Annotated in this window: 15 protein-coding genes and 1 pseudogene; 1 reads left to right on the forward strand and 15 read right to left on the reverse strand. The window is 59.8% G+C overall.

Going from position 1 to position 16,423, the window contains the following annotated elements; genetic code table 11:
- Positions 1–43: 43 nt before the first annotated feature.
- From cydB to AB2N04_RS05685, 13 genes and pseudogenes are all read right to left on the reverse strand, one after another.
- A pseudogene (gene cydB, locus AB2N04_RS05625) lies at positions 44–1,202 on the reverse strand (cytochrome d ubiquinol oxidase subunit II).
- Positions 1,203–1,207: 5 nt separating this feature from the next.
- Entirely contained in the window at positions 1,208–2,785 is a 1,578-nt protein-coding gene (locus tag AB2N04_RS05630) for a cytochrome ubiquinol oxidase subunit I (protein WP_094514297.1), read from the reverse strand.
- Between the two features lie 22 nt (positions 2,786–2,807).
- Positions 2,808–4,496, reverse strand: a complete 1,689-nt coding sequence (gene cydC / locus AB2N04_RS05635; protein WP_094514298.1) for a thiol reductant ABC exporter subunit CydC — start codon at positions 4,494–4,496, stop codon at positions 2,808–2,810.
- Positions 4,493–5,866, reverse strand: a complete 1,374-nt coding sequence (gene cydD, locus AB2N04_RS05640; protein ID WP_367717595.1) for a thiol reductant ABC exporter subunit CydD — start codon at positions 5,864–5,866, stop codon at positions 4,493–4,495. The genes cydC and cydD overlap by 4 nt, the downstream gene beginning before the upstream one ends.
- 384 nt (positions 5,867–6,250) lie before the next feature.
- A complete protein-coding gene (locus tag AB2N04_RS05645; protein WP_094514301.1) occupies positions 6,251–6,820 on the reverse strand; it encodes a GbsR/MarR family transcriptional regulator in 570 nt (189 codons plus the stop codon).
- A 241-nt stretch (positions 6,821–7,061) separates the two neighbouring features.
- The gene (locus AB2N04_RS05650) at positions 7,062–8,108 is read right to left on the reverse strand and encodes an NAD(P)/FAD-dependent oxidoreductase (protein WP_094514302.1); all 1,047 of its coding nucleotides are present in this window, start codon (positions 8,106–8,108) and stop codon (positions 7,062–7,064) included.
- Complete coding sequence (locus AB2N04_RS05655) at positions 8,108–8,683, reverse strand: L,D-transpeptidase (RefSeq protein WP_094514304.1); 576 nt, start codon at positions 8,681–8,683, stop codon at positions 8,108–8,110. The genes AB2N04_RS05650 and AB2N04_RS05655 overlap by 1 nt, the downstream gene beginning before the upstream one ends.
- The gene (locus AB2N04_RS05660; protein ID WP_094514305.1) at positions 8,667–9,533 is read right to left on the reverse strand and encodes a peptidylprolyl isomerase; all 867 of its coding nucleotides are present in this window, start codon (positions 9,531–9,533) and stop codon (positions 8,667–8,669) included. Before AB2N04_RS05660 ends, AB2N04_RS05655 begins: the two co-directional genes overlap by 17 nt.
- A gap of 12 nt (positions 9,534–9,545) precedes the next feature.
- Positions 9,546–10,178 carry a DsbA family protein gene (locus AB2N04_RS05665; protein WP_094514306.1) on the reverse strand — a complete coding sequence of 211 codons (633 nt, stop codon included), beginning with the start codon at positions 10,176–10,178 and terminating at the stop codon, positions 9,546–9,548.
- Positions 10,179–10,252: 74 nt separating this feature from the next.
- Positions 10,253–10,963: a L,D-transpeptidase gene (locus tag AB2N04_RS05670; RefSeq protein ID WP_235819903.1), complete on the reverse strand. Its 711-nt coding sequence runs from the start codon at positions 10,961–10,963 to the stop codon at positions 10,253–10,255.
- Between the two features lie 461 nt (positions 10,964–11,424).
- Complete coding sequence (locus AB2N04_RS05675; RefSeq protein WP_094514308.1) at positions 11,425–12,432, reverse strand: murein L,D-transpeptidase family protein; 1,008 nt, start codon at positions 12,430–12,432, stop codon at positions 11,425–11,427.
- Positions 12,433–13,022: 590 nt separating this feature from the next.
- The gene (locus AB2N04_RS05680; protein WP_094514309.1) at positions 13,023–13,673 is read right to left on the reverse strand and encodes a transglutaminase-like cysteine peptidase; all 651 of its coding nucleotides are present in this window, start codon (positions 13,671–13,673) and stop codon (positions 13,023–13,025) included.
- Between the two features lie 151 nt (positions 13,674–13,824).
- Positions 13,825–14,379 (reverse strand): copper chaperone PCu(A)C, encoded by a 555-nt coding sequence (locus AB2N04_RS05685; protein ID WP_143851076.1) that lies wholly within the window; start codon positions 14,377–14,379, stop codon positions 13,825–13,827.
- 102 nt (positions 14,380–14,481) lie between these two features.
- Here AB2N04_RS05685 and AB2N04_RS05690 point away from each other — a divergent pair, with 102 nt between their 5' ends.
- Entirely contained in the window at positions 14,482–14,895 is a 414-nt protein-coding gene (locus tag AB2N04_RS05690; protein ID WP_094514312.1) for a helix-turn-helix domain-containing protein, read from the forward strand.
- Positions 14,896–14,898: 3 nt separating this feature from the next.
- Here the strand turns inward: AB2N04_RS05690 and AB2N04_RS05695 are convergent, their stop codons facing one another.
- Both AB2N04_RS05695 and AB2N04_RS05700 read right to left on the reverse strand, forming a co-directional pair.
- The gene (locus AB2N04_RS05695) at positions 14,899–15,396 is read right to left on the reverse strand and encodes a hypothetical protein (protein WP_367717600.1); all 498 of its coding nucleotides are present in this window, start codon (positions 15,394–15,396) and stop codon (positions 14,899–14,901) included.
- 47 nt (positions 15,397–15,443) lie between these two features.
- Positions 15,444–16,376 (reverse strand): endonuclease/exonuclease/phosphatase family protein, encoded by a 933-nt coding sequence (locus AB2N04_RS05700; protein WP_094514416.1) that lies wholly within the window; start codon positions 16,374–16,376, stop codon positions 15,444–15,446.
- Between the last annotated feature and the right edge of the window lie 47 nt (positions 16,377–16,423).

Consider the following 16,423-nt stretch of genomic DNA (forward strand, 5'->3'; position numbering starts at 1 on the left):
ATAGGGCCGAAAAACGGTTTGCCGCTTTTCGGCCCCATGCGCCTCAATAGGCGTGGCCGGAGCCGTCGCTGATCTGCTTTTCGTCCACCTTGCCCCACAGCACGCGGTAGACCCACGTGGTGTAGAGCGCGATGATCGGCAGGAAGATTCCCGTTGAGACCAGCATGATGAATAGCGTCAGGTGGCTGGACGAGGCGTCCCAGACAGTGAGGCTGGAGCGTGGGTCAATCGAGGAGGGCAGGATGAAGGGGAACATCGCCAGACCGACAGTGGCGATGATTCCGAGCACCGACAGGCCGCTCGACAGAAGCGTCATCACCTCGAGGCGCAGGGCCAGGAATGCGAACGCCAGCAGCGCGCCGCCAAACCCCAGGGCGGGCGCGGCGATCATCCATGGATGGGCGGTGTAATTGGTGAACCAGAAACCGGCGCCCTGCTCGACCGTCTTGTAAAGCGGATTGGACGGGCCGTCAGTGACGATCTCCGAGACGAATCGAAAGCCGTCGATGCCGGTCCAGACCCAGAGGCCGCCGAGCGCGAACAGGATGATGGTTCCCATCGCGGCGATTGTGCCGAAGCGGCGCGCGCGGTCGGCGACCGGGGCCGCTGGTCTTGAGCACCAGCCACGACGCGCCGTGCATCATCAGCATGACGACGGAGAGCAAGCCGCACAGCAGCGCGAACGGGTTGAGTAGCTCGAACAGGGTGGTGCCGTCGTAGAAGATGCGCAGGTCCGGCCCGAGCCGGAAGGGCACGCCCTGAAGCACGTTGCCGACGGCGACGCCGAAGATCAACGCCGGCACGATCCCGCCTACGAAGAGCGCCCAATCCCAGCCGTTGCGCCAGCGCTGGCTGTCGCGCTTCGACCGGTACTTGAAGCCGACCGGGCGCAGGATGAGGGCCGCAAGGATGGCGAACATCGCGAGATAGAAGCCGGAAAACGACACGGCATAGAGCGGCGGCCAAGCGGCGAAGATCGCGCCACCGCCGAGGATGAGCCAGACCTGATTGCCTTCCCAGACCGGGCCGACGGCGTTGATGACGACGCGGCGCTCGAGATCGGTGCGGGCCACGAAGGGCAGCAGCGTCTGAGTGCCGAGGTCGAAGCCGTCCATCACAGCAAAGCCGATGATGAGGATGCCCAGCAGCAGCCACCAGATCAGGCGCAGGGTCTCGTAGTCGATGAGTTCATGCAGGATCATGACGGTCACTCCGCGGGTTCGAGCGCGTCGGGCAGGAGCTTCTGCTCCGGCTCGTGGTCTTCTTCGGGGCCTTTGCGGATCGCGGCGAGCATCAGCGTCATCTCGATGATGAACAGCACGGTGTAGATGGCCGCGAAGCCGGCAATGGTGAAAAGCACCGTCGTCGCGCCTAGATCGGAGACGGCGGCGGCGGTTGGCAGAACGCCCTCGATCACCCATGGCTGGCGCCCGACCTCGGCGACGATCCAGCCCGCCTCGGCTGCAATCCACGGCAGCGGGATCGAGAACACAGCGACTTTCAACAGCCACGGATAGCGGTCGAGCTGGTGGCGCGCCGACAGGTAGAAGAAGGTGGCCGTCAGCAGGATGAAGAATATCCCGAGCCCGACCATGATCCGGAAGGACCAGAACAACGTCGGAACATTGGGAACCGTATCCCACGCAGCCTGGGTGATCTGTTCATCCGTCGCCTCGCGCGGGTCATCGAGGTAGGGCCGCAACAGCAGCGCGTAGCCGAGATAGTGGCCGGTATCCTCGAAGCGGTCAGCGACGTCGGCCGGTATGGCCGCGCTGCTGCCGGCCTCGCGGATCGACTGGAGCGCATCAAAGGCCATGATGCCCTGCCGGATCCGCGTCTCGGCCAGTTTGACTAGTTCGTGGATACCGGGAATTTCCGTTGTCAGCGAGCGGGTGCCAATCAGGCCCATGACCCATGGAACCTGGACGGAGTAGTGAGTCTTACGCTCGGCCTGATCGGGCAGGCCGACGATGGTGAACGCGGCCGGGGCCGGCTCGGTGTGCCACATCGCTTCGATGGCCGCGAGCTTCATCTTCTGGTGTTCGGTGGAGAGATATCCGCTTTCGTCGCCCAGCACCACGACCGATAACGACGAGGCCAGTCCGAACGAAGCCGCGACGGTCATCGAGCGCTTCGCGAGCGCGATGTGCCGTCCTTTGAGCAGATACCACGCCGAGACACCTAGTACGAAGATCGAGGCCACCACGTAGCCCGCCGACACGGTGTGAACGAACTTGGCCTGCGCAACGGGGTTGAAAAGAACGGCGTAGAAGTCCTCCACCTCCATGCGCATGGTCTGCGGGTTGAAGACGGAGCCGACCGGGTTCTGCATCCAGCCATTGGCGATGAGAATCCACAGCGCCGAGAAGTTGGAGCCGAGCGCCACGGCCCATGTCGCGGCAAGGTGTCCGAGCTTCGACAGCTTGTCCCATCCGAAGAAGAACAGACCGACAAAGGTGGCTTCGAGGAAGAAGGCCATCAGGCCCTCGATGGCCAGCGGCGCGCCGAATATATCGCCGACATAGTGGCTGTAATAGCTCCAGTTCATGCCGAACTGGAACTCCATCACGATGCCGGTGGCGACACCGAGCACGAAGTTGATACCGAACAGGGTGCCCCAGAACTTTGTCATCTGGCGCCAGATGTCGCGGCCGGTCATGACATAGACCGTTTCCATGATCGCCATCAGGATCGAAAGTCCGATGGTGAGCGGCACGAAGAGAAAGTGGTACAGTGCGGTGAGTGCGAATTGCAGCCGCGACAGGTCGACAATGTTCAGTTCCATGACTGGCTCCGGCAGGTCATTTTCAATCGGGCCTCAATTGGCTAAGTTCTGCATTGAATTCGGTTGTGCCGCGCGCAATGTCGGCCACCATATGGCCGTTGCGCATCACGAGGATGCGATCGGCCAGGTCCGCTTCGCGGCGTATATGAGTTGCGATGAGCACAGTGCGGCCCCTTGCGCAGGCGTGCAGGCGTGCCAGCAGATCACGCGCCGTTTCGCCATCGAGCGCCTCGCTCGGCTCGTCGAGCAGCCATAGCGGGGGATCGAGCAGCAGAAGTCGCGCCAGTGCAAGCCGCCGCGCCTGCCCGGCCGACAGGCCCGCGCCACCTTCGCCGAGCATCGTATCGAGCCCGGTCGAGAGAGACGCGACATGGTCGGCAAGGCCGGCCTGCCTCAGAGCCTCGAGCATCTCTTCATCGGTTGCGCTGGCCCGGGCTATCGCAAGATTGCCGCGCAGCGTGTCACGAAACAGCTCGGTGCGCTGGGTGAGCATGGACAGCGGACAGGCAAGCACGACGCCTTTTACCGGCGTCAATTCGCCGGCAAGCAGGGATAGAAATGATGACTTTCCCGCTCCGCTGGCGCCGACGAGCGCAACCCTTTCGCCGGCACGAATGGTAAGAGTGACGCCTGACAGGACTGGCAGATCGGCGCCGCGATGGCGTATCTCGACATCGTCGAGCCGGATCGCAATGCCAGTCGCCATGGCTGGCTGGTTCTTCTGGACGGCATCGGGCGCCAGCCGGGGGGCCAGCCGTGCCGCGGCCTGCAATGTGCGGCCGAATTCCACCGCGCCGCGGCGCAGCAGGCCGAAAGGCTCCAGACTGGCGAGCACCAGCAGCACCGCGAATGCCGCAACGGCCGCGCCAATGGTGCCAGCTTCGGCGAGGAAGGCAGTTGCGACAAGGACGCCGGAAAGCAGCATGGCCGAGAGCACGCTGAGACCGAAGCCCGCGTCTGCTTCCGCGCGGTTCAGTGCACGGTCAGCGCCACCCAGACGGATGTCAGCGGCCTCGATTGCACGCAGATGCGCGCCGAGGCGGCCCGCCATGGCCAGATCGGCCTGACCGCGTACAAGATCGATGGCGCGTGAGCGCAGCACCTCGAGCGCGTAGGCACGGCGTCGGGACGATGTGACAGCGTGACGAGACACGAGGAAAGGAATCCCCAGACCGCCAGTTATGAGCGCGACACCAACGGCAAGGCCGAGCAGCGGACGTACGAAGGCAAGAGCGACCGCAACGAAAATCGCCGCGATACCGGCGGCCATAACGGGCGCGATCACGCGCAGATAAAGGGAATCGAGTGCGTCAATATCGATTGTCAGGCGAAAGAGCATGCGCGACGGATTGGCTGCCAGACTGCGCGCCGCCCTTGCACCGGCATAGCCACGAAACACGGTCTCCCGCAGCCGCGCCAGAACGCGCAGTGTCGCATCGTGGGTGGTGAGCCGTTCGCCGTAACGGGAGGCGGTGCGGCCGATCGCCAGCAGCCGGATGCCCGCCGACGGCATGAAGACGTCGAAGGCGAGCGCCGTGGCCGATGTCGCCCCGGCAATTGATGTTGCGACGATGAACCAGCCTGACAGGCCGAGCAGTGCTATGCCGGCGAGCGCGGTGGATAGCGACAGAAGCACGCCGTAAACGAGCATGCGTCGATCGCCCCCCCAGAACAGGGCAATGACAGGACGAAGGCTGGAGAGCCGGCTCATGCGGGCACCTGTTCTATCGGTGCGGCGATGGTGGGAAGCAAGACGACACGATCCATGCGCGCGGCGAGCGCGGGGTCGTGCGTTGCCACGACAAGCGTTGTGCCCTGCGCCACGGCGATCAGTCGCTCGGTGAGTTCGTCAGCGGTTTCGCGGTCGAGATGTGCGGTCGGCTCATCGACAAGAATGAGCCCGGGGCGCGGGCCGGCCGCCGCGCGCGCCAGCGCCAGACGCAGGGCTTCGCCGCCGGAGAGGCCCTCGCCATTTTCACCAATGGGGGTAGAGCCACGCCGCGCGGCCACCTCGCCAAGCCGCGCGACTTCCAGCGCCCGGCCGATCTCGGCCTTGCCAAGCTGCGGTCTGCCGAGAGCGATATTGCCGGCAAGCGTGCCGGAAAAGATATGTGGCGGCTGGCCGAGCCATGCGATTTTGCTGCGCAGCCGGGCGGCGTTCTCATGGTTCAAAGCTTCGCCACCGATCCGGATCGTGCCGGCATCAGGCGATGCAAGGCCCGCGACAAGCGCCAGCAGGGTGGATTTTCCGCCGCCGCTGGGCGCCATCACCGCAACGTGTTCGCCGGGACGGATGGACAGGGCGAAATCGGCGAAAATGTCGAGGGTCGATCCGGCATGGCTAAAGGCAAGGCCATCGATTTCGACTGAAAGCGGGCCTGAATATCCGTCGGCCGAGCTTTCGGCATTGCCGACGATTTGCGTGCCGCCGCGCGTGTTGCGCTCAAGAGCTTCCAGTCCGGCTTGCCCGGCGGCGCGGTCGTGCCAGGCCGCCGACAGATCGCGCAGCGGCTCGAAGAAGGCCGGTGCGAGCAGCAGGATGAACAAGCCCTGCGCCAGCGTGAGTTTCTCTCCCCACGCACCGAAATTCAGCTCGCCAAGGAAATGGAAGCCGATATAGACGGCGACCAGCGCCACGCCGAGCGCAGCGAACAGTTCCAGAACCGCCGATGACAGGAACGCGACGCGTAGTACCGCCATGGTGGAGGTTCGCAGGCCTTCGGCATTGGCGCGCAACTGCAGCGCGGTAGCATCCACCGCCTCGAAGGCACGGATGGTAGCAAGCCCGCGCAGCCGGTCGAGCAGAAAGGCATTCATGTCGCCCAGGCGGGCGAGCTGCCTTTCGCTGACCGCCTTTGCCTGCCAGCCGATCAGCGCCATGAAGATCGGGATGACAGGCGCGGCCACCAGCAGCACGAGGGCGGCTACCCATGACAAGGCGAAGACGAAGCCGAAAATGACCAGCGGCACCACGGCGGCGCGGATGCGCAGCGGCTGGAACCTTGCCAGATAGGGCACGATGGCGTCGGCCCTGCTCGGTAAGCGTGCTGGCGACGAGGCCGGACGAAGGCCGGGAGGCATCGAGTGGGGAACGGGTTGCAACAGCGGCGGCGGCGCGGGCGCGCAGGGTGGAGAGGTGGGCGCGGGCGGCATCATAGGCGCGGGTGGTGCCTGCGCGCTCAAGCGCTGCGCGCGCAACACCAAGAACTAGGACGCAGAGAGCCGGCAGTATCGCCGCGCGTGCGGAAGCGGCATTGGCCACGTTGCCGATGGCGAAGGCGATGGCCGCTGCCTGCGGAATCCACAGCAGCGACGCCGAGAGCTGGAGGAATGTGGCGAAACGGGGAAGACTGGCCGTCGCCGCGATTGCGTCCGGGTCGTCTCTGTGCAAGGGCGTCTCATCCGCACCAGCGGCGGCGCGTGCGGTTGCCGTGGAGTGCCCGTTCAGGGTTCGCGAACCGCTCATCAATTATCCACCTTTCGGCGGCCGCGTCCTATCGAGATGATCCTGTCGCGCGCATCGAGAAACCGCGTGACCTTCGAGCCCAGCGACAGCAGCGACGCGAGCCGTCCGGTATCGAGTTTCTTGACGTCGTCATACCAGTTGGTGACCTGTTCGATCAGGCCGTGCATCTCTGACAGGCGCGCGCGGGCATAACGCTCGTCGTCATTGACGGGTTCAAGCATCAGAAGATCGCGCAGCACCGACAGGGTCGGATCGACCTCGCGCTTCTTGCGCTCTTCGGCCAGCGTACGGAAAATCTGCCAGACATCCTCGGGTGCGGTGAAGAAATCACGCCGGTCGCCAGGCACGTGGCGGAGAACGACGAGGTTCCACGCCTGAAGCTCGCGCAGGCTCATCGAGACGTTGGATCGCGAGATTCCGAGCGCCTCAACTATGGCATCCGCGCAGAGCGGTTTCGGCGAAACATAAAGCAGGGCGTAAATCTGCCCGACCGTGCGGTTGATGCCCCAGCGGCTGCCCATCTCACCGAAATGAAGGACGAACGACTGGATGGTCGGGGAAAGGTTCATGGCTCTCTACTTCACAACTTTCAGAAATTTCTGAAAATATTGAAGCAGAGTGGCGCGGCGGGATCAATCGCGGGGAGCTGCGCGAGACGGTTTGTCACGGATGCAGCACTCTGCCGAGATTGTAGGAGCCTATCGTCGGGAACCCGCGCACTTGTGCGGTGCGGACGTTTTCAACAATTCATTCTTATCGTAGATTTGACGTCAATTACGTCAGGGAACGACAGGCATGTCCTCATGCCCGTTAGTGATCAGCCGCCAGTTTTCTGATCACTGACGCGGCGTCGGGCCACGCGCCCATGATCAGAGCGGAAGAGCGACTGCGCTGCCATGGCCTCCCTACGAAGTAGAGGCCCTTAACCGGAGACACGCCTTCTGTGTGGAGGAAGCCGGTCTTGGCATCAACCGCGCCTTTGATGTCGACCCAATCTGTTTCATCCCGATAGCCCACCGCCCAGATCACCGTGCGGATCTGAACGACTTTTCCGTCAGAAAACTTCACGACATCTGCTTCAGCCCCTACGAGTCGACTCATGAGCCTGACGCCACGTTTCTGTAACACCTCGTCCCGCAGATTTCTGTCCGGGAAAGCGTCGGTTTTCCTCACCATTCGGCCGCGGAAAGATGTCGCTGGTGCTTCCAATGCGCCAACAAGGTTGAGCCACCACCAGATCGACTTTCCCAGAATATGTTCTGGCAACAGCTTTCTTGGCTTGCCAACGGAGAGAAGGACGGGTTGGCGCTTCCTGGATTCGATCGCAATGTCGCGTCCGCTTGCTCCATCTCCGACTACCAGGACGGGCCCGTCAGGCAACTGATTGCAGTTACGGAATGTTCCTGCTGTCAGCTGCAGCACCTCGTAGCCCAACTCGGCTGAAATTGGAGGAACAATCGGAACCTGAAATGATCCGGTGGCGATTAGTACTTCGGATGCAGCAATGATCTCGCCATTTGAGAGGTTCGCTTCAAAACCATCGGCAGATTTGGCCAGGCGCGATACGTACGATCCCAGTTTGACCGGAAGCTCAAAGTGCCGGGCATAGGCTTCAAGATACTCAGCGAAATCGTCGCGATTGGCATAGCCGTCGCGGTTGCCCGGAATCTGCAATCCCGGCAACGTACTGAACTGGCGTGTGGTGAACAAAGTGAGGCTGTCATATCGGTTACGCCACACGTCGCCAACATGGTTGCTTCCCTCAACGATGATGAAAGGAAGGCCGGCCCTGCGCAGATGGAAGCCTGCGGCAAGACCGGCCTGGCCCGCCCCGATGACGAGGACGTATCGATCCATCAGACCACCACGACGCGCGTCCCGATGGGCGTCAGCTCATAGAGTTCCCGGACGTGATCATTGAGCATACGGATGCATCCGTTCGACACCGCCTTGCCGATCGTCCATGGCTCGTTGGTACCATGTATGCGGTAGTAGGTGTCGCGTCCGTCTCGATAGAGGTAGAGCGCGCGCGCCCCGAGGGGGTTGTTCGGACCACCTGGAACGCCGCCTGCGTGTTTTGCATAGCGTTGCGGGTCTCGCTTGATCATATTTTGCGTGGGGCGCCATGAGGGCCATTTGGCTTTGCGCTCGATAATAGCGCTGCCCTTGAACGCCAACCCGGCTTTACCGACCCCTATTCCATAACGGCGTGCCAGCGTTGGGCTTTCCAGGAGGTACAGAAACCGCTCACGCGGCGCGACGATGATGGTCCCGACAGGCTCCATGAATGTGTGTCTGACTCGTTGCGGAAGGAAACGCGACTCAATTTTGACAGGGCGACCATTTGCGAGCGCGCTGACCGGCGTGAGAGAACCGGCAGCGGCAGCCAGAAGGCCAAAGCCAAACGCCCGACGGTCAATGGTCATGGCCATCATCCTCCTGCGGAGGCGTGACATCCGGCACGAGCTTTTCGACCGTGGCGGTAGCCCGCAACTCACCTGAAATCCGACGCTCTTCGGCAGCCTTGAGAGATTGACGAATTTGTGGTTCGACCAACTCAAAGGCGGGTGGCGGCCTGTCGCGGCTCTCCTCGAGCTTGATGACGTGAAACCCGAATGGAGACCGCACCGGCTCGTTGGTGTAGTCGCCTGTCTTCAGCCTCATGGCCGCCTCATCGACTTCCGGGACTGTCTGCCCCTCGGGGACGAAGCCCAGATCCCCGCCGTTTACTTTCGATACCGCATCGAGGGAGCTCTTGGCGGCAAGGTCGGCGAAGGAGGTACCTTCTCCGAGAGCAGTGATGATCTGCTTCGCCTCGTCTTCAGATGCCACCAGGATATGGCGCAGCCGCCGCTCGGTAACCACCGGTATCGAAGCGACCTGCTGATCGTAGATCTGGCGGATAGCGTCGTCGGTAACGGCTTCAGCGGCCTTCTGCTCCATGAAATTGGCCCGCAGTGTCTGCTGTTCAAAGAACTGCATCTGGCGCTTGTATTCGTCCTGATCTGCGATACCTGCTTTCTTCGCTGCGTCAGAGATGATCCGCATTTCGATAAGTGTATCGACGATAACAGAGAGTTTGGCATCGTCTGGCATGGTCCCGAGTTGGGAACCATACATTTCCTCAGCCACAGCGACGTCTGCACCTGTTATGTCGCTACCGTTCACGCGGGCGACAACGTCTTCCGGCTGTGCGAATGCCGAACTGCATGCTGTGGTCATCAGAAGGGCCAGGGCGATCCGACGCAGGCTTCTTGACGAGTTGGAGAATAAGATTGTCATCTGATGGCGTCCCTACTGGCCCGACGCTGCAAGCAGCGGATCGATGGTGTCGCTGAACTGCGCGACGCTTAGAGCACCCTTGTACATTTTCCCATTGACGAAGAACGTAGGGGTGGAATCGACGCCAAAGCCGCGCCCAGCTTCTGCAACCGCTTGCACCTGCTGCATCAGCTCCTCATTTTGAAGACATGCTTCGAACGCGGCTTCGTCCATGCCGGTCATGCCCATGACAGATTTCATGGCGCCCGTTCCGTCTGAGACGCGGGCCCATGTCTCCTGGGTTCGATAAAGAAGATCGAGGGTTGGATACCACTTTTCGTCGCCCGCGCACCGCGCCAGCATGAAGCCGGCGGTGGAGCGCGGGTCGAACGGGAATTCGCGCATGATGAAGCGCACCTTTCCGGTATCGACATATTTCTCCTTCAGGCCGGGCCAGACGTCGATATGGAATGTTCTGCAATGCGGGCAAGTCAGAGATGCGTATTCGATGATAGTTACAGGTGCATCGTCGGCGCCGAATGTCTTGTCCGGCAGGGCTCCTGGCTCGAGAAGCTCCTGCTCGGTTGACTGTGCAAATGCCAGTGGCGATGCAGCGCAAGCCAGCGCCATGGCTGAAGTGCCGATGAGAAAATTGCGACGTTTCATGGGTGAATCCTTTTGAAAGCCGGAGGCTACAAGCTCTGCCCGCTAGAGGTTCAAGTGATTTTTCATGCTGACGGCTAAGCGGTCGAACTGCCACGGACGATCACCGGCGCTGGCGTCGAAACACGATTATAGAGGTCGATGACGTCCTGGTTGATCAGCCGGACGCATCCGCTCGATACGGCTTTGCCGATGGTCCAGTATTCCGGCGAGCCGTGAATTCGATAAAGAGTGTCCACGCCGTCCTGAAAGATATAAAGCGCACGTGCACCAAGCGGGTTATTAAGCCCTGGATCCATGCCGCCATTGGCTGCGCTGTATTTTTCCAGTTCAGGTTGTCGCGCAATCATTTCCTCAGGAGGTGTCCACCGCGGCCAGCGCCGCTTGTATTGAACGACACCAGCCCCTGACCATGTAAAACCCTGACGCCCCAACCCCACGCCGTAGCGCATCGCCTTCCCATCGGGCAGCACGAGGTAGAGATGGAATGCGGAGGTGTCGACTACAATCGTCCCAGGCCGTTCGCCTGTCGGATCGTTGACGAGCTGACGATAGAAGCGACGTTTCACCTTGCTTAAATCGACAGCAGGGATGGGATAGTCTTCTTCCGGCATCGCGCCGTACATCCGGGCATATCCGACATCTACGGTCGGTTTTTCGGGTTCGGGAGTGGCTGGCGCATCCTGGATTGTCGCACAGCCCGGCAGAACCACAGTTGCGGTCGCGGCCGCAGCCACAGTGAAAAGTTTGCGACGTGATAGCATCACGTCTTGATAATTCGAGCTCAAATCTTCGCTCCTTATAGCTGACAATATCGCCGCGATTTGCGGTCGTACTGAAGGGCGAAATGCGATACATTGCTCGACGGACAAAGACTCGCCCGCCGTCGTATTCACACCCCTTGCGCCTTGCTATCGGGGAGGTCGGAGCAAGCCGGATACGCCGGCTGATTCCAAGCGGAACTGGCCAAAATCGCTGCGTAGTTCAACAGTTGATGGGGCCGAGGGATATGCGGTGTAGACCATCAGTTTGGCGCAATGATCATGACAGGATGACGGGAGGGGTACCGGTGCGGGATTGTTGTCGTCGACCGCAGAGATTTCCGAGCTGTCTCCAGTATCTATGAAGAGATCTGATGAAACCAGGCTGCGACCGTCTGTCGCCGGCGCCGCAATGGACGTGGCAGCGCTCAAATGCAGGGTTAGCAACAGAGCGGCCAGCAATGACAGAAAACCACGCAACATATCCGTCACTCGTTCGGAGAGTGAGGATCCGCGAGCGCTGCGGCGGGCCGGCTGACGGGCACAGAAGAACGGGGTGAGGTTCGCTTAGCCAGCGCATCCTGACCGTTCCGCTCCAGCAGACGGCGAAAGCTTGGATGCATGCCGCCGTCTACATAAGAATGCGCGGACAACGCGCTACCGCTTGAAACCAGCAGGTCCGCCTGCCGTAAGTCAGTCTGTGTGCGGCCGGCTATCGCAGGATGAGACTGGTTGATGGCCGGAGGGCAAGCGGCCAGAGGGCTGCGTGGCTCACCGCCCTCAAAATCTGTATCCACGACATATCGGCCACCGCAATACGAGATCTTGGGTTGGCGACGGGTGACCTCGAAGCTGTCATAGCCGCGCTTCAGGTCGGTCCAGAATTCGAAGTTGGGATCCTCTCGATGCTTGGCCATATTCTGCGGCGTCATGCGGAATGGAAAAGCCTGAACCTGGAAGGATTGTTGACTGCCCTTCAGGGCTTCGCGCGCGACTGCATAAATCTCGGCGACCCCATCATCCGTTAGCGCATAGCACCCCGAGGAGGTGCAGGCGCCATGAACCATCAGGGCGTCGCCTGAATACCCCAATGCCGCTTCGAGCCGGTTCGGGTAACCCAGATTGAACGACAGGTAATATTGGGACGTGGGATTCAGCATTCCCGCATTGACGTGATAAAATCCTTCCGGTGCCTGACGGTCGCCTTCGCGGGTTTTCGGACCGAGCTTTCCCGACCATCGGCACATGGGATACATCTTCAGGAGGGCATATTTTCCGGTACGATCCTGTTTCCATATTTCCAGTTCGCTCTCCTGCTTGAAGATACGAACAAGGATCGGCGATGCGGGAGACATCGACTTTCTTGACATCTCGGCAACCAGCGAGGCGGGAATTGGCTGGGAAGCCTTATTGTCGACATCCAGCACACTCGAGACGCAACCGCTGAGCGACATGACAACAAGGCCGACAGAAATTGCTTTGAGCGCATACAGCATGAAACAGAACCAGACCCGATCCGCCAAGCGACGGAGAACACCATCCGTATTCTGTAGCTATCATAGTTAATGACCCGTTGCGCCTGACAAATCCGCGAGCGACACATCACCGCAGCGGCCCGCCTGTTACTCGCATCGGACGAGGTTTAAAGGGAAAAACTCCGCTTGGGGAGTTTCTTAACAATTTGGAACGGTTAAGATTTTGGAACAACTGAGTAGTGAAGAAACGCAGCGACTCACTCGCCGCCGATCAAAAATGAACATGGTCGTGCTTCTCGGGCTCGTCCTTTTCATCGCCGCTGTGTTCAGCTTCAGCCTGTATCACATACGAGTCGAGACACGTCCTCCTGTAGCGGTGTCGACGCAGGGGTAACATCTGGATCACCCAGCTTTGAATGGTCGGTTCCATTCTCCCGTGAAACAATGGACCGCAGTCTTGGGAGACATGCGGTCCAGTTAATGCTGCTTTATGTATTTTCGTTCTTTGCTGCGGGTGTCGCCGCTTACGGCGCTCTGACACTGGTGTTTGCTCTGGCGTGTCTGGTTCTCGGTCACAATTCCATGGAGATGATATACGGAGATTTCGCCGTTTACTTCTTCACATTTGTCGCAGCTGTGGAAGGCGCCTGGCTGTTGCCGGACGATATAAGGAGTTCCTCGTCGGTGCGCAGGCTCACCCACTGGTTGAGGTTGCGCTGAGACTGGCGCTTGAGGAAGTAGATCTTCGCGTCGCTCCACAGCAGAACTTTCTGTTCAAGATTGTCGAGGATGAAGTCTCCCAGCGAAGTGACGACGGTGAGTACAGCGTGACCGCCGCCTCTGGCATCTCGTGCAGTCGTCAGCAGCAGCGCGCCCAGCGGATAGCCCATTTCGTTCAGTCGCTGGCGTTTGAGAAGGGCGTAGTCTTCACAATCCGCTGCGCTGGTCGGGTATTCCCAGAATTCCTCTACGCCGTAGATTTCCATGTCCGTGAAGGCGGGAATGCTGTTCACTTCAGCATTGATGCGAACGATGTCGCTCCATGCGGGTCGCGTCAGTTCGATCATCGTGCCGCCCGCCCGGCGTGCGCAGCGATCACTGTAACGCTGACAGTAGTCATAGTAGCCGTACGGTACCGAGGTTACCCCAAACGTCGTCATGTTATTGCGACCGGATTGCGTGGGATTGTAATGCGCTGCGCTTGCCAGCGCTGCTGAGCAAAGCATGAGAAAAACAATTGCTGCGCCCCAGATAATCCTCATTGCTCGGCCTCTCCGATTGTTGACGGAGACAACCTATGCGAAAGCGGGAAAAATCAAATAAAATCAATATGATAAATTAGATTCAAATGTCTTGAAAATCTATCTGCGCTTTTTAGCGTTGCATTTACCGACCGATTACGGTCATCGCGCATCACTTGAACGGGGTATCTTGTTCGCCATGACGATGGTGGGTCAGGTCTCCTTTGTCCTGCACAATTTTGGCATTCATCGTGATGGAGCCGCCGCCTTCGAAGCGTAATGTGATTGGAATGGTATTTGGCCGGAGTGGATTGGCGACAAATCCGTCAAGCGCCAGATGAATTCCCGGTTCCACCATCTTCAGCTCGGCATGGCCGGGGATCGTCAGAACGTTGCTTATTCGCTCACGCCGGCCGAAGGTGTTTCTGGAAACCCTAAAGCCGGTGAAGCTGTCGCTTTCGACACTGACAAGATTTTCGGAGGATGTCGTTCCGTTCCATATCGTCAGATACATCGTCGACGACGAAGTATCTGCGGAGGAGATGAGCACCTCTGCATGCTCGATCTGAAGCACTTGCGATGAACTCTCGTGCGATACTTGAATTTCCCGAGCACCGGCGTCAGCTGTAAAACCGGGAACCAAAGCTACGGTCAGGAGGAGGTGGTACAGGTTTGGCTTCATGATTGCCCAATCGGAGGATTGCCCAAGATACAGGTCTGCGTTCACTGACGATGATCACAAATAGTTCAGCGCGTCGGACAATATGCCCTGTTGCAGAGCGGCGGGGAGGACATGAGTCTGGGCTGAGAATGAAAAAGGAGACAATGTTTGCTGACCATTGGAGAGCTGTCAAAGCAGACAGGGGTGAAGGTCCCGACCATAAGGTACTATGAGGAAATGGGCTTGATGAAGCCCGCAGACCGGACGGAGGGTAATCAGCGCCGTTTTGAACCGTCGGACGGGGAACGCCTGGCGTTCATCAAGCATGCACGTGATCTCGGCTTCACTATTGAGGCTATCCGTGAACTCCTCGATCTTAGCGCTCATCCCGAGCGCCCGTGTAAGGATGCCGATCAGATTGCCGTACGCCAACTGAATATGGTTCGTGACAAGATCGACCGACTGGCGCGACTCGAGCACGAACTCGCCCGGATGGTCGGCACGTGTCACGATGGCCATATGAAGGATTGCTATGTCATCAGATCGCTCGCGAACCACGATCTCTGCACAACCGAACACTGACCATCAGGTTTGCGTGTCCGCATCGAAGCTGCAGTAATACGTAACTCGGTCCGTTTCGGCCGCACTCATGGGAACGCCATATAGCGTAATGGCAAACACCGACCCGTCGCCGCTCTGCCTGATCGATCCCCTTATGATTTCCGCGGGATGTTCGTCGGGTATCAGGTCAAAGGTGGTCTCATCGCCTTTCGTTTGCAGATTGCGAAGCTCGCCCGTGTCGTAGTCGCCTTCGGCCGAAAACGTCGTTTCCATCCTTGTTTGACTCAGGAACATGTAGAACTCCAAATCCGAGCCGAACGGCGCGCGTCCCCAGTACCACGCCTCAGCTTTTTCCACGGAGGGCCGGACACGCACAGTAAGACTGCGGCATTCGTCTGCGCTAGGAGCCGTGGCACCAGGATGGAACAGAAAGACGCCGGTCGGCATGGCATTTGCGGCAATAGTAACTGCAATGGTGGAAGCGGTACCGGCCAGCAGAGACAACAATATTCGCGAGCGCACGAGATTTTTCCTGGCAACCGTTTGATCAAGCGAAACAGGACCCAAATTTAGGGGAGAGAAAGCCGCGCGATAACCGGAAGATGGTTCGATTGAAAGCGCGGTCCGAGATTGAGGCTGACAAGCCCCATATTAGGCGAGATGACAATCCTGTCGATCGGTGTGCCCAGCGCGGGTATGTTGCCGAAGCGGGTGCTAAATCGCGTAGGTGCTGGCCACCACGCGGATTCCGTAGTGCGGTAGCCAGTTTCTGCGAGAAAGTCCTGAAAAAAGAGCGACCAGGGTGGCATATTCCAGTCTCCAGCGATCATGACAGCTGCATCACCATCTTCGTACTGTAGCGCTTGTGTCAGATCGCGAAAATACGCGGCCCGCTCTCGCCACATCGATGGCCTCCGCGGAGTTTGCGCGTGAACAGCATAGAGAACCACCGGCCTGCCTTCGATCAGGAGCTCGAGCCTGAGCGGGTGCCGGCCTCCCGTGTCACGGCTTGCTGGTGAGACAACCTCCTCGCTGACGATCGGAAAGCGGCTGAACACCTTCATGTCGGTATTTGCCCGAAGGTCGCGGTTGCTTTCGTAGCGCCATAATCCGCTGTCGACCAGCGCGTCCTGCCAGACGGGACGCACTTCCTGAAGCACGATGATATCGCTCGAAGCGACTTCCGCGATGGCGAGAAACGGTCGTGGGTTGCGATTGTCCGAGAGGACATTAGCGGAAACAATCGTGAACCGAACGCCGTCGCTTTCGCTGGCCGGGGCGGGCAGGAAGACGAACGGAAAAATAGCAGCAAGACATGAGATCACAGCGCCCACCCGCGTTAGCCGGGATGGCAACAGCAGGCCAGTTGCAAACAGCCCTATTCCCGCAGCGAGAAGGTGTGGCCGAACAAAGTTCGCCATGTCCGCTGCCCACAAATCACGGGCAAGCAGGTGCGAACCGAGCTGGGCTCCAAAATAGATAACCTGCGCCAGAGCGACCAATGGAATGAAGAAGTCGGCCAGACGACGACGGCAAACAGACAAAATGC

It is taken from the genome of Nitratireductor sp. GISD-1A_MAKvit (assembly GCF_040819555.1).
In the GTDB taxonomy this organism is placed as follows: Bacteria; Pseudomonadota; Alphaproteobacteria; order Rhizobiales; family Rhizobiaceae; genus Nitratireductor.